The sequence below is a fragment of the Streptomyces thermocarboxydus genome (assembly GCF_024760485.1).
GTDB classification, from domain to species: Bacteria; Actinomycetota; Actinomycetes; order Streptomycetales; family Streptomycetaceae; genus Streptomyces; species Streptomyces cellulosae.
In genome coordinates, this window is record NZ_CP058273.1 from 5,492,122 (window position 1) to 5,516,778 (window position 24,657).

At 74.1% G+C, this 24,657-nt stretch carries 20 protein-coding genes; 6 read left to right on the forward strand and 14 right to left on the reverse strand.

Annotated elements, in window-relative coordinates; translation table 11 throughout:
• Positions 1-168 precede the first annotated feature (168 nt).
• Positions 169-969, forward strand: a complete 801-nt coding sequence (locus AY578_RS25290; protein ID WP_136237994.1) for an SDR family NAD(P)-dependent oxidoreductase — start codon at positions 169-171, stop codon at positions 967-969.
• Positions 970-1,030: 61 nt separating this feature from the next.
• On the opposite strand, the gene AY578_RS25295 is transcribed toward AY578_RS25290, so the two are convergent.
• Positions 1,031-4,573: an ATP-binding protein gene (locus tag AY578_RS25295; protein ID WP_258905620.1), complete on the reverse strand. Its 3,543-nt coding sequence runs from the start codon at positions 4,571-4,573 to the stop codon at positions 1,031-1,033.
• 149 nt (positions 4,574-4,722) lie between these two features.
• Here AY578_RS25295 and AY578_RS25300 point away from each other — a divergent pair, with 149 nt between their 5' ends.
• The 5 genes from AY578_RS25300 (at position 4,723) to AY578_RS25320 (ending at position 10,097) form a co-directional block, all read left to right on the forward strand.
• The gene (locus tag AY578_RS25300; protein ID WP_258905621.1) at positions 4,723-5,271 is read left to right on the forward strand and encodes an SDR family NAD(P)-dependent oxidoreductase; all 549 of its coding nucleotides are present in this window, start codon (positions 4,723-4,725) and stop codon (positions 5,269-5,271) included.
• A 57-nt stretch (positions 5,272-5,328) separates the two neighbouring features.
• Positions 5,329-6,597 carry an MFS transporter gene (locus tag AY578_RS25305; RefSeq protein WP_019526414.1) on the forward strand — a complete coding sequence of 423 codons (1,269 nt, stop codon included), beginning with the start codon at positions 5,329-5,331 and terminating at the stop codon, positions 6,595-6,597.
• Positions 6,598-6,741: 144 nt separating this feature from the next.
• Complete coding sequence (locus AY578_RS25310) at positions 6,742-8,133, forward strand: NtaA/DmoA family FMN-dependent monooxygenase (protein ID WP_026244058.1); 1,392 nt, start codon at positions 6,742-6,744, stop codon at positions 8,131-8,133.
• Positions 8,130-9,341, forward strand: coding sequence for an LLM class flavin-dependent oxidoreductase (locus tag AY578_RS25315; RefSeq protein WP_258905625.1), 1,212 nt, complete (start codon positions 8,130-8,132; stop codon positions 9,339-9,341). Before AY578_RS25310 ends, AY578_RS25315 begins: the two co-directional genes overlap by 4 nt.
• A 72-nt stretch (positions 9,342-9,413) precedes the next feature.
• Complete coding sequence (locus AY578_RS25320; protein WP_136237998.1) at positions 9,414-10,097, forward strand: phosphatase PAP2 family protein; 684 nt, start codon at positions 9,414-9,416, stop codon at positions 10,095-10,097.
• Between the two features lie 138 nt (positions 10,098-10,235).
• Here AY578_RS25320 and AY578_RS25325 read toward each other — a convergent pair whose 3' ends face one another.
• Genes AY578_RS25325 through AY578_RS25385 form a run of 13 tightly spaced genes read right to left on the reverse strand, consistent with a single transcriptional unit; the run spans position 10,236 to position 24,650 of the window.
• Entirely contained in the window at positions 10,236-11,561 is a 1,326-nt protein-coding gene (locus tag AY578_RS25325; protein WP_019526418.1) for a glutamate-1-semialdehyde 2,1-aminomutase, read from the reverse strand.
• Positions 11,558-12,118 carry a dTDP-4-dehydrorhamnose 3,5-epimerase gene (gene rfbC, locus AY578_RS25330; RefSeq protein WP_019526419.1) on the reverse strand — a complete coding sequence of 187 codons (561 nt, stop codon included), beginning with the start codon at positions 12,116-12,118 and terminating at the stop codon, positions 11,558-11,560. Before rfbC ends, AY578_RS25325 begins: the two co-directional genes overlap by 4 nt.
• Positions 12,115-13,320 (reverse strand): polysaccharide pyruvyl transferase family protein, encoded by a 1,206-nt coding sequence (locus AY578_RS25335; protein ID WP_215048201.1) that lies wholly within the window; start codon positions 13,318-13,320, stop codon positions 12,115-12,117. Before AY578_RS25335 ends, rfbC begins: the two co-directional genes overlap by 4 nt.
• Positions 13,321-13,331: 11 nt before the next feature.
• Positions 13,332-14,279 carry a glycosyltransferase family 2 protein gene (locus AY578_RS25340; RefSeq protein WP_019526421.1) on the reverse strand — a complete coding sequence of 316 codons (948 nt, stop codon included), beginning with the start codon at positions 14,277-14,279 and terminating at the stop codon, positions 13,332-13,334.
• A gap of 6 nt (positions 14,280-14,285) precedes the next feature.
• Entirely contained in the window at positions 14,286-15,581 is a 1,296-nt protein-coding gene (locus tag AY578_RS25345; protein ID WP_028960085.1) for an MATE family efflux transporter, read from the reverse strand.
• A gap of 5 nt (positions 15,582-15,586) precedes the next feature.
• On the reverse strand, positions 15,587-16,870 hold the full coding sequence (locus tag AY578_RS25350; RefSeq protein WP_019526423.1) for a DUF4910 domain-containing protein: 1,284 nt from the start codon (positions 16,868-16,870) through the stop codon (positions 15,587-15,589).
• The gene (locus AY578_RS25355) at positions 16,858-17,883 is read right to left on the reverse strand and encodes an NAD-dependent epimerase/dehydratase family protein (protein ID WP_019526424.1); all 1,026 of its coding nucleotides are present in this window, start codon (positions 17,881-17,883) and stop codon (positions 16,858-16,860) included. Before AY578_RS25355 ends, AY578_RS25350 begins: the two co-directional genes overlap by 13 nt.
• A gap of 4 nt (positions 17,884-17,887) precedes the next feature.
• On the reverse strand, positions 17,888-18,535 hold the full coding sequence (locus AY578_RS25360) for a PIG-L deacetylase family protein (RefSeq protein ID WP_026244059.1): 648 nt from the start codon (positions 18,533-18,535) through the stop codon (positions 17,888-17,890).
• Positions 18,532-19,332: a glycosyltransferase family protein gene (locus AY578_RS25365; RefSeq protein WP_019526426.1), complete on the reverse strand. Its 801-nt coding sequence runs from the start codon at positions 19,330-19,332 to the stop codon at positions 18,532-18,534. Before AY578_RS25365 ends, AY578_RS25360 begins: the two co-directional genes overlap by 4 nt.
• Positions 19,329-20,564 (reverse strand): class I SAM-dependent methyltransferase, encoded by a 1,236-nt coding sequence (locus AY578_RS25370; RefSeq protein ID WP_028960083.1) that lies wholly within the window; start codon positions 20,562-20,564, stop codon positions 19,329-19,331. The genes AY578_RS25365 and AY578_RS25370 overlap by 4 nt, the downstream gene beginning before the upstream one ends.
• Positions 20,561-21,826 (reverse strand): glycosyltransferase, encoded by a 1,266-nt coding sequence (locus AY578_RS25375; RefSeq protein ID WP_258905629.1) that lies wholly within the window; start codon positions 21,824-21,826, stop codon positions 20,561-20,563. Before AY578_RS25375 ends, AY578_RS25370 begins: the two co-directional genes overlap by 4 nt.
• A complete protein-coding gene (locus tag AY578_RS25380) occupies positions 21,827-23,080 on the reverse strand; it encodes an O-antigen ligase family protein (protein ID WP_370878989.1) in 1,254 nt (417 codons plus the stop codon). It abuts the gene before it with no gap.
• The gene (locus AY578_RS25385) at positions 23,073-24,650 is read right to left on the reverse strand and encodes a right-handed parallel beta-helix repeat-containing protein (protein ID WP_258905631.1); all 1,578 of its coding nucleotides are present in this window, start codon (positions 24,648-24,650) and stop codon (positions 23,073-23,075) included. Before AY578_RS25385 ends, AY578_RS25380 begins: the two co-directional genes overlap by 8 nt.
• Positions 24,651-24,657 lie beyond the last annotated feature (7 nt).

A 24,657-nucleotide genomic window follows, 5' to 3' on the forward strand; every position in this document is an offset into this window, starting at 1 on the left:
CGGAGGTCGGGCGGCGGGAGGCGTCCGGTGCCGCACGGCGCGAGTAGCCACGAGGGGGGCGCGGGAAACGTCGCCGGTGGGTGCGGTGCGGCTGACCCGGACGGGGGAGGGGCGCGGACCCGGAGGGGCGCGGTGCGTGACCCGGGCGGGCGGGGTTACCCGTCGGGCATGACTGACACACGCCCCCTCGCACTGATCACCGGCGCGTCCAGCGGCATCGGCCTCGAGCTGGCCCGGCAGTTCGCGTCGCACGGCTACGACCTGGTGGTGAACGCCGAGGACGAGGAGCTGGACGCGGCGGCGCGGCAGCTGCGGGAGTCCGGCGCCGAGGTGCGGGCGGTGCGCGCCGACCTGCGGACCGGCGAGGGACGCTTCCTGCTCCTCGACGCGCTCGACGGCCTGACCGTGGACGTCGCCGTCCTCAACGCAGGGGTCGGCCAGGGCGGCGCCTTCGTCGACACCGACCTCGCCGACGACCAGGCGGTCATCGACCTGAACGTCACGGCGACCGTACGGCTGGCCAAGCCGCTGCTGCGGGCGATGGTGGCGCGTGGCGAAGGGCGGCTCGCCTTCACCTCGTCCGTCGCCAGCCAGATGCCGGGCTCCTTCCAGCCGGTCTACAACGCCTCCAAGTCGTTCGTGCAGTCCTTCGCGCAGGCGCTGGCGGAGGAGGTGAAGGACACCGGGGTGACGGTCACCGCCTTCATGCCGGGCCCGACGGAGACGGAGTTCTTCGACCGGGCGGACATGGCGGACGACGCCCGCATGGGCACCATGGAGAAGGACTCGGCGGCACAGGTGGCCGAGCAGGCGTTCGAGGCGATCGTGAAGGGCCGGAAGAAGGCCGTCACCGGGTCGCTGATGACGAAGGCGCAGGGCCTGGCCGGGAAGGTGCTGCCCGACGGCGTGAAGGCGGCGGCCCACCGGCGCCTCGCCGAACCGGGGACGGGTGACGGCTCACGGGACTGACCGACCCCCGGGGCGGGTGTTTCGGCGCGTCCGCACGAGACACCCGTGCACGGCAGGCGCGCTACGAGGCGCAGGCGACGCTAGGAGGAAGCCGATGTCGAACCCGCAACAGCCCGAGCTGCGGCGCAGCGACAAGGGCGCGGCCACACCACAGGACAGCGAGGCCCGCAAGGCGTCCCAGCCCGGCCGCGGCGCGGGCGGCCGCGCCCACGGCACCGACCGCGGCAACAAGGGCGGCGGACGGGGTGGCGGCAAGCCGCCGGAGCAGCGGCCGGACCACCCGGAGTAGGGGTCGATGATCGCAAGGGGCGCGCCCAGGGCTGGGCGCGCCCCTCGCGTGTCCGACACCGGTGGTGTCGGACACGTCCGTGCCCGTGCAGGCCTTGGCGTCGGCCCGACGCGGTACGGGTGGACCCGGTGGGCGGGTCGCAGCGTGCCGGGTGACCGGCAGTGGAGGCGGAGGTGGGCCGGTCGGCGGTGGGTGTCGCAGGCGAAGTGCGGCCGTCTTCCTCGCTGGGCCGCCGGGGGCGCGCCGGCGGGGGCCGTCGGCGTGGACCGCCGCGGCGGACGCCCCCGCCGTCGTGCCGGACAGGGCCGCCGCACCCGCCAGCCCCTCCAGGGACAGCGCCAGCGCGCGCGGCTCGGCGAGCGTGCGGGCGATCTCCAGGCTCTCCTCGTGGTACGCGGCCGCCGCCCCCGCGTCGCCCCGCAACTCCGCGACGAAGCCCAGCTCCGCCCGGAGCAGGTGGTCGCCCGCGTCCGACGACACGTCCGCGTAGGCGTCACGGAGCCGCAGCAGCTGCGCCTCGGCCGCGTCGAGGTCGCCCGAGCGGCGCGCGCCCAGAGCCAGACCCATCCCGGAGTGGATCTCCCCGTACTTGTAGCCCTGCTCGACGGCGATCCGGCGGGCCTGCTCGTGCAGCTCGCGGGCGCGGTCCCAGTCCCCGGCCAGCAGCGCCAGCCGCCCCAGCCCGGACAGCCGCGCGGACACCTCCGCCTCCAGCCCCAACTCCCACGCCATCCGCAGCCCTTCGTGCTGACGCCGCTCGGCGTCCGCGTACGCGCCCTTGATCTCGGCGAGCGCGGCGAGCGGCGAGACCGTCTGCAATTCCCCCCACCGGTCGCCGAGTTCGCGGTAGATCCGGGCGCTGCGCCCGCCGTCGCGGCCCAGTCCGGCGAGGTCCCCGCGCACCAGCTCCAGCGTGGCCCGCAGCCCCAGCGCGGCGGCCGTGCCCCAGTCGTCCCGCGCATCGGTGACCAGGGCGAGGGCGTGGTCGTTCAGCTTCTCCGCGTCGTCCGCGTCACCCGCGCTGAACAGCCCGTACGCGCACAGCCACAGCGCGCGGGCCCGCCGCACCGGGTCGGGCACGGCCTCCCCGGCCGCCGCGAGCCGGTCACCTGCGCCGCAACCCGCTCTCGGTGTCCCGTCGGCCACCGTGCGGTCCCCGGTCAGCAGCGCGAACGCCGTGTGCAGCAGACCGAGTTCGGCGTACGCCGGGTCGTCCGGGGAGGCCGCCGTCACCGCGGCCAGGCTGCGACGGGCCTCGGTGAGGCGGCCGCGCAGCAGCCACCACCACGCCAGCGCCGTCGCCAGCCGCACCGCGTCCCCGGGCTCGCCCGCCTCCGCGCGCCGCACCGCCTCGTCCAGCGCCGCCCGCAGATTGCCCGCCTCCGCGTCCAGTCGCGTCAGCCACGCCCGCTGCCCATCACCCCGCAGCAACGGCTCGGCGCGCTCGGCCAGTTCGCGGTAGTGCCGCAGATGCCGTTCCCGTACGGCGGCGAGGTCCTCCATCTCCCGCAGCCGCTCGACGGCGTACGCGGCGACCGACTCCAGCAGCCGGTAGCGCGGCCCGGTCGGGCCGTCCGCGACCACCACCAGCGACCGGTCCACCAGCCGCGTGACGAGGTCCGGGACCTCCTCGCGGGAGACGCCGTCCCCGGCACACACCGCCTCCGCGGCCTCCAGGTCGCAGCCGTCGCGGTGCGCGGCCAGCCGCCGCAGCACGATGCGTTCGGGCGCGCTGAGCAGCTCCCAGCTCCAGTCGATCATCGCCCGCAGCGTCTGCTGACGCGCGGGGGCGCCGCGCCGCCCGGACGTCAGCACCCGGAACCGGTCGTGCAGCCGCGCCGCCAACTCCCGTACGCCCAACGCCCGTACGCGGGTCGCGGCGAGCTCCAGGGCGAGCGGGATGCCGTCGAGGCGGCGGCAGATCTCGGCGACCGCCCGCCGGTCGGGCTCGTCCGGCGCGCCGGGGTCGCGTGGGAAACCCGGGGCAGCGGCGGCCGCCCGCTCCATGAACAGCCGAACCGCGTCCTCCGGGGACAGCGGCTCCACCAGGAACACCGCCTCGCCCGGCAGCCCGAGCGGTTCCTGGCCGGTGGCGAGGATCCGCAGGCCGGGGGCGGCCCCGAGCAGCAGCCCGGCGAGTTCGGCGGCGGCGTCGACCACGTGCTCGCAGTTGTCCAGGACGAGCAGGGTGCGGCGGTCGCGCAGCACGGCGGCGAGGCGGTGCGGAAGCGAGGGGGTGGCCGCGCCGGTGCCGGGCAGCGGGGCGGGGGTGTCGTCCCGGACGCCCAGGGCGGCGGCGACGACCTGCGCGAGGTCGGCGGCGGCGCCGGCGCGCAGGCCGGAGAACTCCACGAGCCGGACGTCGTCCGTGCCGTCCCGCTCGGCGACGGCCGCCGCCGCGAGGGCCAGCCGCGTCTTGCCCACACCGCCGGGACCGGTGAGGGTCACCAGCCGTGAGGCGAGGAGCAGTTGGGAGAGGCGGGTGAGGGCCTCGTCGCGTCCGACGAGGGGGGTGAGGGGAACGGGAAGGTTCGAGGGCGCGCGAACGGTGCCGGGGCGTACGGGCCGGCCCGCCGTGGACGCCGGCTCCACCTCCTGCCGCAGCACCGCCTCGTGCAGGGCGGCGAGTTCCGGACTCGGGTCGACGCCCAGCTCCTCGGCGAGGCGTCCGCGCAGGTCCTCGTAGGTCGCGAGGGCCTCGCCCTGGCGGCCCGCCGCGTACAGCGCCCGCATCTGCAGGGCCCGCAGCCGCTCCCGTAACGGGTGCCGCGCCACCAGGTCGGCCAGCTCACCGGCGAGGAGGGCGTGCCCGCCCGTCTCCAGGCGGGCCTCCGCCCGCGCCTCCAGCACGGACAGCCGCTGCTCCGCGAGCCGCAGCGCGGGCCCCCGGGCGAAGGACGCGTCGGCGAAGTCGGCGTACGCGGGCCCCCGCCACAGCTCCAGCGCCTCGGTGAGCAGCGCGGCCCGGGTGCCGGGGTCGCCGGCGGCGTGGGCCTCGGCGACCAGGGCGCCGAACCGCTCGGCGTCCACCTCGTCGCCGGCGTCGAGCCGCAGCAGGTATCCCGGCGGCTGCCGCACCACCCGCTCCGGGCCGATCACGCGCCGCAGCTGGGACACCTTGGCGCGCAGGGCGTCCGGCGGGCGGCCGGGCGGCGCGTCGCCCCACAGGTCGTCGATGAGCCGGTCGGCGGAGACCGGCGCCCCGTCGTGCGCGAGCAGGTCCGCGAGCAGCGCGCGGACCTTGGCCTCGGGGACCTTGACCTCCCGACCTCCGTCGTCCCGCACCACCAGTGGACCGAGTACCCCGAACCGCATGGGCGCCACCGTACCCGCCGCCCCCACGCCCCTGGGCGCGGCGACGGCCCGAAGGTTTCCCGAACGTCCCCCGAACCCTCCGGGCGCACAGTCGTCCCATGACCGGCGCCGGCGGGGACGGGCACCGTGGACGGAGGGAGCGGCACCCCATGACCAAGTACGCGCACACCGAGGCCCTCGTCGTGGGCGGGACCGGCGCCATCGGTCTGGCCATCGCCAAGCGGCTGGTGGAGGGCGGGGCCACGGTCCTGCTGACCGCCGGCACCGCCGAGGACCGCGCGTACGCCGCTGCCGAACTGGGCTCGTCCGCAGGGGTTCTCGAGCCGGCCGGGATCGAGGCCGTCCTGGCCGCACGCGAAGGCGACGGCGTCGACCTGCTCTTCGCCGGGTCCGTCCCGGTCGCGCGGCCCCTGCTGGGCCACCTCCGCGACGGCGGCGCGCTGGTACTGACCTCGCCGACGCCGTGCCCCGACACCGTACGGGCGCTGGCCGCCGAACTGGCCGGGCGGGGCATCCGCGTCAACGCCGTGGCGCCGGGCTGTATCGAGGCGCCGGGCTCCGGCGCCGCACCCCTGCCCCCGCTGGGCCGGCTCGGCGCCGCCGAGGAGGTGGCCCGCGCCGCGCTGTTCCTCGCCACGGAGGCGACGTTCACCACGGGCGCCCGCCTCCCCGTCGACGGCGGTCTCGGCACCCCCTGAACCGACGGGCCCCGCTCACCCCCCTGACATCCCACCCGAACCTGGAGCACATTCCCCATGAGCACCGCATCCGACACGGCACACGACGCCGCGGCGGCACCCGGCCCCCGGCGCGGCACGGGCGACGGCGAGGAGAAACTCCCGCTGTTCGCACTGCTGGCGCTCGCCACCGCCGTCTTCATCACCAGCCTCACCGAGACCCTGCCCGCGGGACTGCTGCCCGCGATGAGCCGCGACCTCGGGGTGAGCGAGTCCGCCACCGGCCAGACCGTCACCGTCTACGCCGTCGGCACGGCCCTCACCGCGATCCCCCTGACCGCCGCCACCTCCGCCTGGCGGCGCAAGACGCTGCTGCTCACCGCCGTGGCCGGCTTCGCCCTCGCCAACACCGTGACCGCCGTGTCGTCCCTGTACGGGCTGACCATGGTGGCCCGGTTCGTCGCCGGTGTGGCGGCCGGCCTGGCCTGGGCGCTGCTCGCCGGGTACGCCCGCCGCATGGCGCCCGTCCACCTCCAGGGCAAGGCGATGGCCATCGCGATGGCGGGCATCCCGGTCGCCCTCTCCCTGGGCGTGCCGGCCGGGACCTTCCTCGGCGACTGGCTCGGCTGGCGGGCGGCGTTCCTGTCGATGACGGCGCTGACGGTGGTGCTGTTCGTGTGGATCCTCGCGGTCGTGCCGGACTTCCCCGGCCAGCCGCGCGGCGAACGGCCCAAGCTGCTGCGCACGGTGCGCGTCCCGGGCGTCACCCCGGTCCTGTTCGTCACGCTCGTCTTCGTCCTCGCCCACACCATCCTGTACGCGTACATCGCCACGTTCCTCGACGACATCGGGATGGGCGGCAGCACAGGACTGGTGCTGCTGGTGTTCGGCGGCGCCTCGCTGCTGAGCATCTGGATCGTCGGCGCGCAGATCAACCGCCGGCTGCGGCTGCTGACCGTCGGCGGCGCCGTGCTGGTGGCGGTGGCGGCCGCGCTGCTGGCGGTCCAGTCCGACAACACGGCCCTCGTCTACGTCGCGGTGGTGCTGTGGGGCCTCGGCTGGGGCGGGGTGCCGACCCTGCTGCAGACGGCCGTCGGTGACGCGGGCGGCGAACACGCGGACGCGGCGCAGGCCATGCTGGTCACCCTGTGGAACGCGGCCATGGCCGGCGGCGGCATCGTCGGCGGCGTGCTGCTGGACGCGCTGGGCAGCGAGTCGTTCCCGTGGACGGTGGGGCTGCTCCTGCTGCCGGTGATCGCGGTGATCCTGTACGCGCGGCACGCGGGCTTCCCGGCGCGGCGGCCGGGGGCAGCGACGCCCCACGAGCCCTTCGTCGCGGGCGCATGAACACCTCGTGAAGCGCGGCCGGCCGCACTGTGCAGCGGGCGGCCGGCCCGTGCAGGCTCGGACCATCACCCCGTGTCCGGTCCCGACTCCCGTAACTCTCCAACTCCCGTGACACCGGACGGACTTCGCAGGAGGAGACGTACTGTGCCCCCAACCCGTCGGAAACAGGTGCACCTCGCCGCCCAGTTGCCCGGCATCCACAACGTCACCGTGTGGTCGGACCCGCGCTCCGGCAGCCAGATCGCCCTCGACTCGTTCGTCCGGCTCGCGCGGACCGTCGAGCGCGGCAAGTTCGACTTCTTCTTCCTCGCCGAGGGCCTGCGCCTGCGCGAGCACAAGGGCAAGGTCTACGACCTGGACATCGCGGGCCGCCCCGAGAACCTGACCGTGCTCGGCGCCCTCGCCGCCGTCACCACCCACCTGGGCCTCGCCGCCACCGTCAACACCACCTTCAACGAGCCCTACGAGGTGGCCCGCCGCCTCGCCACCCTGGACCGGCTCAGCGGCGGACGGGCCGCCTGGAACGTCGTCACCAGCTACGACGCCTTCACCGGCGAGAACTTCCGGCGGGGCGGCTTCCTCGCCGAGGTCGACCGCTACACCCGCGCCGCCGAATTCCTCACCGTGGCCCGGACGTTGTGGGACAGCTGGGCCGACGACGACCTGCGGGCCGACCCTGCCACAGGGGAGTACGCGCGAGCCGAGGCGGGCCGCTTCGCCCACCGCGGGCGGCACTTCGACATCTCCGGCCGCTTCAGCACCCCGCCCGGTCCGCAGGGCCACCCGGTGGTGATCCAGGCCGGCGAGTCCGACGCGGGGCGCGAGTTCGCCGCCTCCGACGCCGAGGTGATCTTCAGCAAGCACAACCGCCTCGACGTCGCCCGCAGCTTCTACCGGGACGTCAAACGCCGCCTGCCCCGCTACGGCCGCCGTCCCGAGGACCTGCTGATCCTCCCCACCGCCAACGTGGTCGTCGCCGACACCGACGCGGAGGCCGCCGTCCTCGCCGACGAGATCAGCCGCGAGCTGGTCAGCCCGCAGACCGCCATCGCCCACCTGGAGGCCGTCTGGGGCCGCGACCTCAGCGGCTACGACCCCGACGGCCCGCTGCCCGACGTCGAGCCCGAGGACGACGCGCACTTCCTCAAGGGCCATTCCGTGTTCCGCAAGGACCGCGCCGCGACCGCCCGCGCCTGGCGCGAACTCGCCCGCGAACGCGGCCTGTCCATCCGGGAACTGGTCGTCGAGGTCGGCGGCCGTCCCACCTTCGTCGGCAGTCCCCGCACCGTCGCCGACGCCGTCGACCACTTCGTCCAGACCGACGGCGCCGACGGGTTCGTCCTCGTCCCGCACCTCACCCCCGGCGGCCTCGACGACTTCGTCGACCGGGTGGTGCCGCTGCTCCAGGAGAAGGGCGTGCACCGCGCCGACTACACCGGCGCCACCCTCCGCGACCACCTCGGCCTCACCGACGCGCCCCGCCCCGCCTCCTGGGGCGGCCGCGGCGCCCACGAGCTGAAGGAGACCCCCGTATGACCGGCCGCCCGCTGCACCTCGCCGTCGCCCTGGACGGCGCCGGCTGGCACCCCGCGGCGTGGCGGGAGGACGGCGCCCGCCCCGGCGAACTGCTCACCGCCCGCCACTGGGCGGACCTGGTCACGGAGGCCGAGCGCGGCCTGCTGGACTTCGTCACCTTCGAGGACGCCCTCGGCCTCCAGTCGGCCGCCTTCCATCTCCCGGACGACCGCACCGACCAGGTCAGGGGCTCCTTCGACGCCGTCCTCCTCGCCTCCTACCTCGCCCCGCTCACCACCCGCATCGGCCTGGTCCCCACCACCAACGTCACCCACACCGAGCCGTTCCACCTCGCGATCGGCACCGCCACCCTCGACCACGCCTCCCTGGGCCGGGCCGGCTGGCGGCCGCAGATCGCGTCCCGCGCCTCCGACGCGGCCCTCTTCGGCCGCCGCACCACACCTCAGCTGACCGACGAGGACGTCACCGACCCGGAGAAGATCGCCGCCCGGCTGCGTGACCTCTTCGACGAGGCCGCCGACGTGGTGGAGGCGGTGCGGCGGCTCTGGGACAGCTGGGAGGACGACGCGGAGATACGGGACGCGGCCACTGGCCGTTTCCTCGATCGCGACAAGGTCCACCACATCGGCTTCGAGGGACGGTGGTTCAGCGTCAAGGGCCCCTCGATCACCCCGCGCGGCCCGCAGGGACAGCCGCCCGTGGTCAGCCTCGCCCACGCCTCCCTCCCGTACGCGTTCGCGGCCGCCGCCTCCGACGTCGTCACCGTCACCCCGCACGACCGGGAGGGCGCCGCGGCGATCCTCGGCCAGGTGGACGCGGCGGTGGCGGACGCCGGACGCGACCGGACCGAACGCCCGCTGCGGGTCCTCGCCGACCTCCTCGTCGTCCTCGACGAACGCCCCGGCGCCGCCGCCCGCCGTCTGGCCCGCCTCGACGAACGGGCCGGAACCGCCCTGCGATCCGACGCGGAGATCTTCACCGGCACCCCCGCCGAACTCGCCGGCCTCCTCCTCGACTGGCGCGCCGCCGGCCTGGACGGCTTCCGCCTCCGCCCCGCCGCCCTGCCGCACGACCTGACGGCGATCACCCGGGGCCTGGTCCCCGAACTCCAGCGCCGAGGCGCCTTCCGCACGGCCTACGACAGCACCACCCTCCGCGGCCACCTCGGTCTGCCGCGCCCGGTCAGCCGGTACGCGACGGCGGGGTGAGCGCGGCGATCACGGGAGCCAACTCCCTCTGTCCCACCGTCGGTTAACCTGAGAAGGGGGCGTTGCACGGGGGTGGGCGGCACGGTGACGGTGACGGACGGCAAGGTGACCGCCGCGGCGGTGCTGCCTGTGGCGATGCGCGGGCGTCTTGCCGTTGTCGCCGTGCTCGCCGGACTCGTGGTCGTCGGGCTCGGCTTCCGGTACGCCGGTGACGCCGGGCCCGGGCGGACGGACGCCCGGATCGGGGCGGCCGCGTACGGGGTCGGGGAACCCTGGTGGGACATCGCCAACGCGACGGACTTCCTGGGCGACCCCGGGGGTGCGCTCCTGCTGCTCACGGCCGGTGTCGTCGCCTGCCTGAGGGCCCGCCGGCATCGCGCCGCCGTGCTGCTCCTCGCCGGTCCCGGGCTCACCGTCGGCGCGACGCGCCTGCTCAAGCCCCTCGCCGCCCGCACCATCAACGGCGACGACAACCTGGCCTTCCCGAGCGGCCACACCGCCTTCCTCACGGCGTTCGCCCTCACCTTGGCGCTGCTCGCGGCAGGAAGGTTCGGGCTCGGCCCGACGTCCGGCACCGTCCTCGCCCTGGCCGCCGCCTCCGCCGCCGGCGCCCTCATGGGCTGGGCCCAGGTCGCCACCGGGGCGCACTACCCGACCGACACGGTGGGCGGCTGCTGCACCGCCCTGGCGGTGGTGCCGGCGGCGGCGTGGGTCATCGACCGGGTGGCCGACTCCCCACGCCACCGCCTCAGTTGACGGGCATCCCTCAGGACCCGCCCCTGAGGACCCGCCCCTGAGGACCCGCCCCTCAGGAAACGTCCGTCAGGACCCGCCCCTGAGGACCCGCCCCTCAGGGGCGGGTCCTCAAGACCGTCCCTCAGGACGCCCCCGACCTCACGCCCTCCGCCGGAACACCGGCCGTACCGGCCTGCCGCCCAGCCACGGCGTCGGATCGCCCGCGTCCAGTGCCTTGCGGTACACCGCACACGCCTGGCCGACCACGTCCACCGTGCGGTCGATGTCGGCCTCTTCCAGCGCGCCGCTCACCACGAACGACGGGGCCAGCACCCCGCCCATGAGCAACCGTCGCAGGAACAGCGTCCGGTACTCCTGCGACGGCCGGCCCCGCGCGTCCAGCGTCGCGAACACCAGGTTGCTGGCGCGGCCCCGGACCATCACATGGTCGGCGACGCCCATCGCGGCCGCCGCGTCCCGCACGCCCGCGGCCAGCCGCTCGCCCAGCGCGTGCAGCCGCGCCGTGACGCCCTCCTCCACGTACGTGGTCTGCACGGCCATCGCCGCCGCCAGGGCGTGCGTCTCCGCGCCGTGCGTGGTGGACAGCAGGAACACCCGGTCGCCGTCGTGCCGCAGCCCGCCGCGCTCCATCAGCTCGCGGCGCCCGGCCAGCGCGGACACCGCGAAGCCGTTGCCCAGCGCCTTGCCGAAGGTGGACAGGTCGGGGGTCACCCCGTACAGGCCCTGCGCGCCCGCCTCGGACCAGCGGAAGCCGGTGATCATCTCGTCGAAGACCAGCAGGCTGCCGTGGCGGTGCGCGAGGTCGCGCAGCCCGGCGAGGTAGCCCGGCGGGGGCTCTGTCTGGGTGGCCGGCTCCAGGATCAGGCAGGCGATCTCGTCCGGGTACCGGTCGAACAGCGCCTCCACGGCGGCCGGATCGCCGTACGGGAACGTCACCGTCAGATCCGTGGTCTGCGACGGGATGCCCGCCGACAGCGGCGTGGTGCCGATGAACCAGTCATCCACCGAGAAGAACGGATGGTCCGCGCAGAGCGCCACCCGCGCGCGCCCGGTGACGGCGCGCGCCAGCCGCACCGCCGCCGTGGTCGCGTCGGAGCCGTTCTTCGCGAACTTCACCATCTCCGCGGTCGGCACGGTGGCGAGGAACCGCTCCGCCGCCTGAGCCTCCACCACCGACGGGCGGACGAAGTTGCTGCCCCGGTCCAGTTCCCGCCGCACCGCCTCCAGCACCCGCGGATGGGCGTGCCCGAGACTCACCGACCGCAGCCCCGAGCCGTACTCGATGTACTCGTTGCCGTCGACGTCCCACACATGGGCGCCACGCCCGTGGCTGATGACCGGCGCCAGGTCCTGCGGGTACTGGTCGTCGCCCTTGGCGTACGTGTGCGCCCCGCCCGGGATCGCCGCGTGCAGCCGTTCGTTCACCGCCCGGGACACGGGCAGTTCCCACTCCTCGCCGCTCATGGCGCCTTCACCTCCAGCGTTCTCAGCACCTCCGCCAGGCCCGGCGCCTTGCGGTCCCGTTCCGACGTCAGCGTCACCGGCAGCGGCCAGGGGACGGCCAGTTCGGGGTCGTCGAAGGCGATCGTCACGTCCTCCGACGGGTCGTGCTCGCGGTCGATCCGGTACGAGGTGTCGGCGGTCTCCGTCAGCGCCTGGAAACCGTGCGCGCAGCCCGCCGGCACGTACAGCGTGGCCTGCGTGTCCCCGGACAGCTCGACCGTGGCCCGGCCCAGGTACGTCGGCGAGCCGGGCCGCAGGTCCACCACCACGTCGAAGATCCGGCCGTACGAGCAGCGGACCAGTTTCGCCTCGCCCTCGCCGGACCGCAGATGCATGCCGCGCACCACGCCCCGCACCGAACGGGAGAGGCTGTCCTGGACGAAGGCGTTCGGGTCGATGCCCACGGAACGCACCACGTCCGCGTCGAACGTGCGGCAGAAGAAGCCGCGTTCGTCGGTGAACGGCGTCGGCTCGAACAGGAGCGCCCCGGCGATCGCCGGGACCTCGGTCACCTTCATGGCGTCTCCTGACGTACGTGGTCGGGTGCGGCGTCGGACGCCGGTAAGAGCGCGTTCAGCGCCTCGAACTGCCGGCGGACGCGTCCGGCCAGTACCGGGTTGCCCTCGGCGAGGGTCCGCCGGACCTCCGCCCGGTCGCGCTCCAGTGCGCGGAACTGTTCCAGCAGCCGGCCCGCGTCGATGTCCCGCGCCGGGTGACAGTGCTCGCCCAGCCCCATGTCGGCCATCAGCCGGTCGCTCTTCGCCGCGTAGCTCACGGCGAGCGCCGGCGTTCCGACCTTCAGGGCGCACACCAGATTGTGGTAGCGGGTCGCCACCACGGTGTCCGCGACCGCCATCTCCTTCATCAGGTCACCCAGCGACGCCGTGGCGGCGGCGGTGACCAGCGGCGAGTCCACCGCCTCGAGGATCGCCTCGGTCACCGGCCGGTCGACGTCGTCGCCGGTGAGCAGCCGCACCGGCCTGCCCTCCGCGGCCAGCGCGCGCACGAACCGCGTCATGCCGTCCAGATAGCGGGAGCGCAGCTCCTCCGCCCGGTCCCGTTCGTCGTTGCTGCCGCCGAAGTCCATGACGCCCACGCACACCGGTCCGGGCGGCCCCGAGGGGTCGCCCGGCGGGGGAGTCGGCAGGGCGAACACCAGGTCGGCGTACACCTCGTCGCGCGAGGTGTCCACGCCCATCGCCCGTATCGCGTCCCGCGACAGCGTGTCCCGGTACGACCGGTACGCGGCCAGCCGCGCCGCCCAGCGGGTCAGCGCCCGCACCGGACGGCTGCCCGTCCCGGACGCCCCGACCCCGACCAGCGCGACCGGCGTGCGCAGCAGCCGTCCCGCCGCGCACACCAGGAACAGCGAGTACGGCATGCCCCACGGCCGCAGCGGCAGCGTGCTCTCCAGGATGCCGGTGCCGGGCACGATCACCAGGTCGTGCCGGCGCACCCAGGCCGCGATGCGGAAGGCGTCCACGAGCTTCCCCACGCCCTTGCCCGCGATGTCACCCGGGCGGGCGGCCGTGCGGTACTCGCCGCGGAACCAGTGCAGGCGTGCGGCCGGTATCCCGTACCGGGCCGTGACGGTCTCGGGGCCGCCGCACAGGGCGTCCACCTCCGCCTCCGGACGGTCCGCGCGCAGATGGTCCAGGACTGCCACCAGTGAGCCGTCGTTGCCGACGTTCCCGGAGCCGAACAGACCGAAGAGGCCCACCCGGGGAGACGTCACGCGCCACCCCCCTCGCGGCCGGCGACCAGGGCGTCGACGGAGATGTCCAGGGCGGCCGGGTCCACCGGGGCCCGGTCCTCGACCCGCTCGCCGGCGCCCGGCCGGACCCGGCTGGTCGCCCACGAGGCGAGATGCCGGTAGCAGGCGCGCCGGTCGGCGGGGGACAGCGGCGCCCGTCGCACCGCCGACACGAACCCCCACACGTACTCGGCGAGCAGCCGGGGCGTCGGGTGCAGCAGTCCTGCGCGGCGCGGGTCCAGGTTGACGCAGCGGGCGCGCTTGGAGGGGTTGGCCCGCTCGGCGCGGGTGGGGTGGTCGCGGCGGAAGTACAGCAGCTCCGGCACCTGGTGGAAGCGGCCGTGCAGGGTGATCTCGGCGACGAAGGTGCGGTCCGCGTGGTGGTAGCTGTCGTGCGGCTTGACCCGGCGCAGCACGTCGGCGCGCATCACGCCGTAGAAGTCGTCGCCGCCGGGCTCGAACAGCAGGCTGCGGAACCGCTCGGGCGCGTGCGGCGAGCCGGTGTTCAGCGTGTAGGCGTATGGCACCTTGACCTTGCCGTCGGCGTCGATGACCGCCTGGTCGCTGTGGGCGAGGATCACGTCCGGGTGCTCGTCCAGCGCCTCCACACAGCGCTTCAGCAGGTCACGGGCGTACAGGTCGTCGTGCGAGGCCCACTTGAACAGCTCGCCGCGGCACTGGGTGAAGACGTAGTTGTGGTTCGGCGCGGCGCCGATGTTCCGGGTCAGCGGGATGTACCGGATGCGGGAGTCCTGCTTGGCGTAACGCCGGCAGATGTCCTGGGTCCCGTCGGTCGACGCGTTGTCGGTGATGACCAACTCGAAGTCCTCGTACGTCTGGCCGAGCAGGGCCTCCAGCGACTCGGCGAGGTACTCCTCGCCGTTGTACACGGGTAGGCCGATGCTCAGCCGGGGTTGCGCGGTCATACGTCCTCACTTCACGGATGAGAGATCTCGGTGGTGCTCGCGCAGCGCGATCCTCAGATGCAGCCACCACGCGGCCGAACCGCACACGGACGCGGCCGCGGCCCCCCAGGCCGAGCCGACGGTGCCGCCGAGGGCCGCACCGCCGATCCCGAGACCGACGTAGCAGACTGAGGCGAAGATCTGGCACCGCAGACTGAGCCGGGCCGCGCCGAGTGCGCGCAGCCCGGCGGCCGCTCCGGTACCGACACCGGCCCCCGCGACACTGAGGGTGGCCGGAATGATGAGTTCCTTGGCGGCGGGCCACACGTCTCCCAGGACCAGCTCCCCAGCCCGGTCCGGCATCAGCAGCAGCACGCAGCCCCACAGCAGGGCGGCGACCGCCTGGCCGCCGCCCAGGAACAGACAGAACCGGCCGAGCCGGTGCGGGGCCTGCCGCAGCATCCGCGCCGCCTCGGCCACGGTGACCAGCGTCAGCCCCATCAGCACGGCCAGGAACGGGCCCTGCAGCAGTTCGGCGCCCCGGACGACGCCGACCGCGCCGACGCCGACGATGGCGCCGAGCCCGTACGCGCGCAGCTGGCCCGCGCCGCTCACGCAGGTGTTCTCGACCAGGTAGCGGTAGCCGAGGTCACGGTGGTCGCGGATCCACGGCCGGGCCCCGGTGAGCCGCGGCCGGATGCCGGACTGCGCCCAGCCGTACACCCCCGCCACCGCGGCCGAGCCGCCCCAGGCGAGCACGAACGCGGGCACGGTGCCCGCCTGCGCCGCCACGACCATGGCGGGGATCAGCGCCACGCCCCACACCACGTCGTTGACGAACGCCTTCCGGCCGACGCCGGCGGCGAAGAACGAGTACCGCCAGGCGTCCTGGAGCAGCAGCCCGGGCAGCACCACGCCCAGGCAGGCGAACGCCGCGCCCACGCTGCCGCCGAGCAGCGGCCAGAGCGCCACGCACAGCGCGCCGATGACCGCGCCGACGCCCAGCGAGGTGCCCGTGGAACGCGACACCGCTTGCCGCCAGGACGCCTCGGACACGCCGCTGAACCGCACCACGAGAGGGTCGGTGGCCAGCCCCCGGGAGACGCTGAGCACCACGCCGTAGGTCACCCAGGCCAGGCTGAACACGCCGAACGCGGTCAGTCCCAGCGAGCGCGCCACGTACACGCCCACGGCGAAGTTCGACAGGCTGGAGGCCGCCTGGTCGGCGAGCCCCCACGACAGGCGGCCCGCGACGGCCCGCGTGACGGTGCGGGCCGGGCGCGCCGCCGGCGCCGCTGTCGTCCTGTCCCCCTCGGTGGCCATCGGCCTCACGCCTTGACCAGTCCGGCGCCGTGCAGGGCGTCGGCCGCCGCGACGACGGTGTCGAACGGCAGACCGGCCCGCTCGGCCACGTCCAGCAGACCGTGCTCGCCGTCGGAGAGGCTGAGCACCCACAGCATCGCCATCTGGGCCTCCTGCGCGTCACTGCGGCCGCCGAGCGCCCCGTAGAGCCCGCGCCGGCCCAACTGCGGTTCCCCGTACGGGCTGAGGTTGACGTACCGCCGGTTCCGGTCGAGCACGGCGAACGCCTCCCGGCACACGGCGAGGGTGTCCTCCATCGCCTCCGGCGTCACGAAGTCCAGGTCGTCCGCCGAGGTGTGGTACTCCGGGTAGCCGGCGTACGGGGTCCGGCTGAGCGACCCGACCCCGAGGTCGAAGCCCGGCGAGCAGAACTGCCGCTCGTCGTAGCCGTACGGGGTGAACTCCCGTATCTCGTGCGGCCGTCCGGACGTCTCCAGGACGTACCGCATCACCCGGTCGATCTCCGCGTCCCCGCGCCTGCTGCGCTTGTACGTCAGCGAGCCGCGGTCCCCCGCGCAGGCCAGCACAAGACCGTGCCGCACCCGCTCCACCCGGCCGGCGTTGCGGGCCAGCCAGGTGATCGCCCCGATGGTGCCGGGCGCGAACAGGAACCGGTACGTGTAGTACGGCGTGCTCTCCCCGAGCGACCGGGCGAGGAAGACGGCCACCGCGATGCCGGCCAGGTTGTCGTTGGCCAGCGACGGGTGGCAGACGTGGCTGGAGACGAGCACCTCGTCGGGCACCTGTCCCGACACCACGTGCTCACCGTAGGTGAGGTGCCCGTCCGCGAGGGTGGAGTCGATCCGCACCTCGTACTCGCCGTCCGGCAGCGCGTCCAGGGTCTCCTGCGCGAGGCAGAAGCCCCAGTCCGGCTTGTAGTAACTGGTGCGGTACGGAACCCATTTCGGGTGCTCGGGCAGGGTGTGCAGATGCGGGCGCAGCTCCGACAGGGGCATTCGCGCCGACACCGGCACGCTGTACCCGAGCACGTGCAGGCTGGAGTCGGCGAGATCGACGACCCGCCGCCCGGACGGGTCGGCGATCCACGCCTCGCGGACGTTCCACTCCTGCGGCACCGTCCAGTCGAGCACCTGTGTGCCGGTGGGCACCTCGTGCACCTCCAGCGGCAGATGCTCCCCGACGACGTCCAGGGTGGCGCGCACCCCGTCGCCGGTGATGCTCCGGCAGAGCGGGTACATCCGCTCCACCAGGGCGTGCATCTCCTCGCCCGGCGTGGTCACGACCGCCACCGCAGGGTGTCGTCGACCGTGCCCGCGTCGGACGCGGCGCGCAGCACGGCGAGCCGGGTGAACCGCTGCTCGAACGCCTCCCGGGTCAGCCCGTGCGTCCGGTACTTGTCCGCCAGTTCGAGCGCGCCGCGCTGCACCGACCACTCGCACGCGAAGCCGGGGATCGCCTCCCGGAAGCGGGAGAAGTCCACCCGGTAGGAGCGCGGGTCGGCGCCCGTCTCGCCGGTGATGACCACCTTGGAGCCGTCCACCGCCTCCGCGACCTGCTGGGCGATCTCCGCGACCGTGACGTTGTTGGTCTCGCTGCCGATGTTGAACGCCGTGTCGTGCACCGCCTCCCGGGGCGCCTCCAGGGCGGCCGTGAACGCCCGGGCGATGTCCGCGGCGTGCACCAGCGGACGCCACGGCGTGCCGTCGGACAGCACCAGCACCTCACCGGACAGCAGGGCGTGCCCGACGAGGTTGTTCAGCACGATGTCGGCGCGCAGCCGGGGCGAGTAGCCGAAGGCGGTCGCGTTGCGCATGTAGACCGGGCTGAAGTCGTCGTCGGCCAGTTCGTGCAGGTCGTCCTCGACTCGCACCTTGGACTCGGCGTACGGCGTCACCGGGCGCAGCGGGGCTTCCTCGGCCACCAGTTCGTCGCCGCCCGCCGCGCCGTAGACCGAGCAGGTCGAGGCGTACAGGAAGCGCCGCACCCCCGCGTCCCGGGCCAGCTTCGCCAGCCGTACGGACGCGTGGTGGTTGATGTCGTAGGTGAGTTCCGGCGCCAGCGCCCCCAGCGGGTCGTTGGACAGGGCGGCCAGGTGGATCACGGCGTCCACGCCGGCCACATGACCGGCCGTGACGTCCCGCAGGTCCACCCGCGTCCCCGGAGGGTCCGCGGGCGTCGGCCCCAGCACGCAGTCGGCGAACAGGCCGGCGTCCAGCCCGGTGACCTCGTGTCCGGCGGCCGTGAGCACCGGGGCCATCACGGTGCCCAGATAGCCCTGGTGTCCGGTGAGCAGTACGCGCAAGGTTTCAACCCCCCAGGTCGACAGTGAGTTTGGTGACGGCGAACGCCTCGGCGTAGCGCGCGTTGCTTTCGATGCCCCGGATCCGGGCGAGCCCCAGGAAGGCCTCCCGGTCGTACCAGGGCCGGTGCCGCTGCGAGGGGTAGTGCTCCTGCAGCAGCCGCACCTTGTCCTCGGCCGTCTCCGGCGCCAGCGGCTGGTACACCACCGGACGGCCCAGGTCCCCGTCCCACTTGACGATCTCGTAGCCCAGCACGAGATGGTCGCGGAACGCGGTCGTCATCAGCTTCGCCAGACCACGGTGGTCCTGGTGCGCGTCCTCGGTGCGCGGGGCGAGCACCAGGTCGGGCTCGGTGCGGGCGCGCAGCTCCTCGACCGCGGCCTTCGCCTCCGCCCAGTGCGCGGGCAGCCGGCCGTCGGGCAGCTTGTCCACGGTCAGCCTGAGGTCGGCGCCCGGACAGAACGCGGCGAGCGCCTGCTGCTCCTCCTGCTCGCGCTCCGTGCCCCCGCCGGACAGCACCAGCGCGTCGACCCTGAGGCCCGGGTGGGCCCGGCACAGGGTCAGCAGGGTGCCGCCGGCGCCGATGGCGATGTCGTCGCAGTGCGCGCCCACCGCGACGACCCGCTCCAGACGCCCCGCTCCCAGCCGGATCACGCGCTCACCCCCGTCCCCGTGCGCTCCCGCTCCCACACGGCCCACGGACGGTCCCCCCGGGCGTAGGCCTCGTCCAGCGCCGTGCGCTCCTTGACCGTGTCGGTCGGCTGCCAGAAGCCGCGGTGCCGGTGTGCGACGAGCCTTCCCCGCTTGGCCAGTTGGGCACACCCGTCGGCGACGAGATCTCCGTTCTCGGGGATGTGGTCGAAGATCTCCTGGCGCAGCACGAAGTAGCCGCCGTTCTCCCACAGCGGCAGCTCACTCACCGGGGTGATGCCGCCCACCAGGCCGTCCTGGCCCAGCTCCACGCAGTGGAACGACGACTGCGGCGGCACCACCATCATCGACGCGCCCGCGTCCCGGCGGGAGAACCGGTCGATCATCTCCGGCAGCGGGGCGTCGGTGAGCACGTCCGCGTAGTTGGCGAGGAACATCTCGTCGCCGTCCAGATGCTCCCGCACCCGGCGCAGCCGTTCCCCGATGGGCGACTCGATGCCGGTCTGCGCGAACGTGATGGTCCAGTCCGCGATGTCGGTGGACAGCAGCTCGGTGCGGCCGCCGCGCAGCACGAAGTCGTTGGAGACGGTCTCCTCGTAGGTGAGGAAGAAGTTCTTGATGTGGTGGGCGCCGTAGCCCAGGCACAGGATGAACTCCTTGTGCCCGTAGTGCGCGTAGTAGCGCATCACGTGCCAGATCAGCGGGCGCGGGCCGACCATCGCCATCGGCTTGGGTAGGTCGTCGTTCGCCCCGGCGCGCATGCGCATCCCGTAACCGCCGCAGAACAGTACGACCTTCATCGCGAGACCTCGACAATGCTCAGTTCCGGGATGGGGAAGACCAGCCGGCCGCCCCACTCGTGCACGTACGCCAGCTGCTCGGTCAGCTCGGCGCGCAGGTTCCACGGCAGCACCAGCACGTAGTCCGGCCGGTCGGCGGCGATCCGCTCCGGCGGCAGGATCGGGATGCGCGTGCCCGGCGTGTACCGGCCGTGCTTGTACGGGTTGCGGTCCACCGTGTACGCCAGCAGGTCGGGCCGGATGCCGCAGTGGTTGAGCAGCGTGTTGCCCTTGCCGGGGGCGCCGTAGCCGACGACCGTCTTCCCCTCCTCGGCCGCCTCGACCAGGAACCGCAGCAGGTCCCGGCGCACCTTGGCCACCCGGGCGGAGAACTCGGTGTAGCCGGACAGCTCCTGCAGTCCGGCGGCCTTCTCCCGTGCCAGGACATCGGCCACCCGCCGGCTGGGCTCCCCGGCCGTCTCCTCGGGCCGCGCCCACAGCCGGAGCGACCCGCCGTGCGTGGGCAGCAGCTCCACGTCCACCAGGGCGAGACCGCCGCTCGCCAGCGCCCGGATCGCGGAGGCGACCGTGTAGTACTGGAAGTGCTCGTGGTAGATCGTGTCGTACTGGTTCTCCTCGATCAGGGTCAGCAGGTGCTGCACCTCGATCGACACCCAGCCGTCGTCCGCGACCAGGGCGCGCAGCCCCTTCGTGAAGCCGATGACGTCCGGGATGTGCGCGTACACGTTGTTGGCGACGACCAGGTCGGCCGGCCCGTGCTCGGCGCGCACCTCCGCGCCCGTCTCGGGGCTCAGGAACGCGGTGTGCGTGGGCACGCCCGCCTCCCGCGCCGCCGCGCCGACGTTCACCGACGGCTCGACGCCGAGGCAGCGGATGCCCCGGTCCACCACGTGCCGCAGCAGATAGCCGTCGTTGCTCGCCACCTCCACCACGAAGGAGTCCTCGCCGAGCCCGAGCCGCGCCGCCGCGTCCTCCACGAAGACCCGCGCGTGCTCCACCCAGGAGGAGGAGTACGACGAGAAGTACGCGTACTCGCTGAACGTCTCCTCCGGCGTGATCAGCGGCGGGATCTGCGCCAGCCGGCAGTCCGTGCACACCCGCAGGTGCAGCGGGTACGTCTGCTCCGGCGCGTCCAGCTGCTCCGCGGCGAGAAAGCTCTCGCACGGCGGGGTCGCCCCCAGGTCGACGACGCTCTCCAGCGCCGTCGAACCGCACAGTCGGCAACGTGTCATCTGCTTCCCCCATCCCGCTCGCGCAGGTCCCCCCGGCGCGAGCCCGTGTGCGTGTCCCCTCGCGACGGGTCCGCCCCGCCGTGTCCCGCGACCGCCGCGCGGTACCCCTCCTCCAGGCGCGCCAGCCCCACCTCCGGGCTGAAGCCCCGCTCGTAGCGGAGCCGGGCGGCCCGGCCCATCTCCCGGTTGCCTTCACCGTCCGCGGTGACCCGGCGCAACGCGGCCGCCAGCGACGCGGCGTCGTCCGGCCGGTGCAGCAGCCCGGTCACCCCGTCCTCGACCAGCTCGGTGAACGCGCCGTGCCCGGCGGCGACGGCCGGCACCCCCGCCGCCATCGCCTCCACGACCACCAGCCCGAACGCCTCCTTCCACGTCGACGGCGCCACCACGGCCACCGCCCCCGCGACGGCCTCACGGCACCGCGCCCGGTCGTACAGGCCGACGTAGCGCACGTCGTCCCGGCCCGCCGCCCAGGCCGCCACCTCCGCCTCCAGCGGGCCCGTGCCGGCGATCACCAGCGGCACGCCGACCCCGCCGGCGGCGGCGAGCTCGTCCCACGCGGCCATCAGCAGCCGTACGCCCTTCACCTCGGCGAGCCGCCCCAGGTACAGCAGGTGCTCGCCGGGGCCGGTGCGGCGTACGTCGGTCTCCGGCACGAAGTTGTGCTTCACCACCAGCCGTTCGCCCGGCATCCCCGCGCCCGCCAGCACCTCGCGCTGCGCCGCCGAGATGCAGAAGAACCGTTCCACGCCCGACCACCAGCGCCGCCGGTTCACCGACAGGCTCACCGCCAACGGCACGGTCGCCAGGCGGGAGTTCCGGTAGCACCCGTGCCGGACGGCGGGCAGCGGCGCCCGCCCCACGCACGCGGTGCACGGCGAGCCGTCCCGGTGCAGGGTGCCCGGCGGGCACACCTGCGTGTAGTTGTGCAGCGTGGCGACCGCAGGCACCCCGGCGTCCGCGCACGCGGCGATCACCGCGGGCGACAGCAGCGGGAACACGTTGTGCAGGTGCACCACGTCGGGACGCTCGGCGCGCAGCCGCTCCGCCAGCCGGGCGCGCACCGCCGGGTTCCACGGCACCAGCAGCGGGATCGCGGCCTTGGCGGGCAGCGAGCGGGCGGCGATCTCGTCGCTGCGCCGCTCGAACACCCCGACCCGGTGGCCGGCCTCCCGCAGCAGCGCGACCTCCTGGTCGACGACCTTGTTCTCCCCGCTCGGCTGCGCCGACGCGTAGCGGTTGTGCACCACCATGACGTGCATTCACGCCACCTCCTTGCCGTGGACCGGCCGCGCGACGGTCCTGCGGACGGGCTCCGGCGCAGGCGGCTCCGCCTCCGGCGCGGGCGGTGCGGAGGGCGCCACCAGCAGCGAGGCCGCCAGCGCCAGATGCAGCAGGTACGGCGAGGCGTCGCCCAGGCCCGCCTCCGTGTACGAGGCGAGCCCGCAGTAGGTGATCAGGAACAGGGCGCAGGCCCGCGCCAGCGACGGCGGCCGCAGCAGCGCGACCGTGGCCGGCACCAGCACGAACGCGGCGACCAACGCCACGCCCAGGAGGCCCTGTTCGTGGTAGACGGCGAGCCAGCTGTTGTCGATGGGCAGGCCGTCGAACGACTTGTCGCCGAGCCCCACCCCGAACAGCCGCTCCACGCCTGTGCGCGGCGCGTCCAGCAGCGCCTCCCACACCTTGGCGCGGCCGGTGAGGGTGGAGAAGTTCTCCTCGGTCTGCCCGCGCAGGAACCACGCCTGGAGCAGCGACCCGAACGCGACCGCGGCGACCGCCGCGCACACCAGCGCCCAGCCGAACCAGCGGCGGGCGGCGGCGCTGGTCAGCACCATGGAGCCGATCGCCACCACCAGACCCGCGAGCAGCCCGATCGTCGCCGTCCGGGTGTGCGTGAGGGCGAGCAGCGCCAGCGACGGCACGATCACCAGCGCGGCGCTCCGCCGGTCGGTGCGCCGACCGAGCACCAGCAGCACCGCGAGCCCCACGACCACCGCCGCGTACTGGCCGATCTGCGGCGGTGTCAGCGGCCACAGCGCGCCCACCAGACGGCCTCCGTACAGGTCGGGCAGGGCCGCGCCCGGCGACAGCACCAGACCGGCGGCGACCGAGCACAGCACCAGGAAGTACCAGCGGATGTGATACCGCACGAAGGTGGTGGACCCGTCCCACCAGCGGCTGACCAGCCACAGCGTGGCCACGAACACCGCGAACCGGCCGCACCGGAACAGCGCCCCGAACCCGGCGCTCAGGTCCACGCTGGAGATCAGGCTCGGCACCAGCAGCAGACCGAGCAGCAGCAGGAACGCGCTGGGCCGCACCCGCAGCCGCAGGTTCATGGCCAGCGCCAGCGCGAACGCGGCGACCAGGGCGCCCATCGTCACCATCTGGATCAGCGACCGGGGCAGCGGCACGACGGTCTCCGCGCCCGTGGAGCCGAGGGTGTTGAGGACCAGCAGCCCCCACACCGTCCCGACCGTTCTCGGAGTGTTCTCCACCCGCACGTCAACCACCGTCCCCGGAGCGGAAGGCGGACCCCGCGTCCTGCCGGTACGGCGCGCCTCGCCACTCCTGGAAGTCCAGCTCCCCGCTCGGGTCGTGCGCGACGAACGTCCACGGCCCCTCGTAGACGTTGTTCCGCCAGCGGTTGTGCTGCTTCAGGGTGACGGCGTCGGCGACCTTCTCGCCCATGTACGGCGACCAGTCCGGGTAGGTGCCGTAGTTGGCGAGGACCGCCATGCGGTCGCACATCGACGTGCAGTCCATCGCGGACTTGTCCAGCAGGAACCGGTTGTGGTGGATGTCCACCCGCTGGGTCCGCCACCGGCAGTCCGCGTACAGCGGCGCCTTGGCGATGCCGGGTTGCGCGCAGCGGTCGACGTCCTCGACGAGCAGCGTGCAGTCGGCCGAGGAGGTGTTGGCGGGGCTGTTGCAGAACCGGTCGGCGTTCTCCCACAGGGTGATCGCGTTCCAGTTGTCCTGGAAGAGGTTCCCGGAGATCTCCAGCGTGTCGGTGCGGGCCTTCACCCGGGGCTCGCCGCCGGACTCCGAGATGTACACGGTGGCGAACGGGAAGGTGTCGCCGCGCTCCGCGTACCGCCTGCCCTCCGCCCAGTTGTTCCGCCGGATGGTGTTGTTCCTGATCACCGCGTTGTAGCTGGTCTCGTACATCAGGGCGGCGCCCTGGTTGTCCTCCAGGACGTTGCCCTCGATCAGGAAGTCGTTGTTGTTGGTGTCCGCCCACAGTCCGGTGCCGCGGTTGCCGTGCACCCAGTTGCCGCGCACGTCCGCCCCGTCGACCGCCCAGAACTTCACGCCGCCGGTGCAGCCGCAGCCGGGCCGCTTGGTCTCCCAGTCGTGCCGGTTGTTGTCGGTGATCTCGTTGCCCTCCAGCACCAGGTCGCGCAGCGGACCCGACCCCTTGTAGGCGTTCATGCCGTACTGGCCGTTGCCGCGCAGGCAGCTCGCCCGCACCCGCTGCCCGGACCCGGCCATCAGCCCGGCGCCGGAGTTGAACTGGATCCTGGAGTGCTCGATCAGCCAGCCGTCGGCCGAGTCGTGGTTCACCACGCCCTCGTCGTGCGGCGCGACGAACCCCTGCACGGTCAGATGCCGGATGGTGACGTCACGCGCGCCGCCGCCGAACGCGTACTGGTTGGTCTTCCGGCCGTCGAGGACCGCGCCGGGCGCGCCGATGTAGGTGTCGCCGTCCTTGGGCTCCACCTGCGCGTACCGGTCGTCGGCCAGGCGGTGTCTTCCGGGCTTCAGCCAGAACGTGGTGCCGGCCGGGCTGGAGTTGGTCTGCGCGGAGAGATCGCCGGGCACCGAGGGGTCCACGGTCACCGCGCCGGACGGCGCCTTCGACGGTCCGGGTTCGGGCTTGTCGCACACCCGGGCCACTGACCGCGGCGCCCCGCCGGAGTCCTCCGGCCGCGTGCGCGCGTCCGCCCGTGACGGCCCGTCCGGCGTCGTCCCCGGCTCGGGCGTGCTCTCGCACCCGGCGGTCACCGCCAGCGCCAGGGCCACCCCGGCCGCCGACGCCCAGAGCCGCCGCCGGCGCACGTCCCCTCCACGCAGACCCATCGCAGCC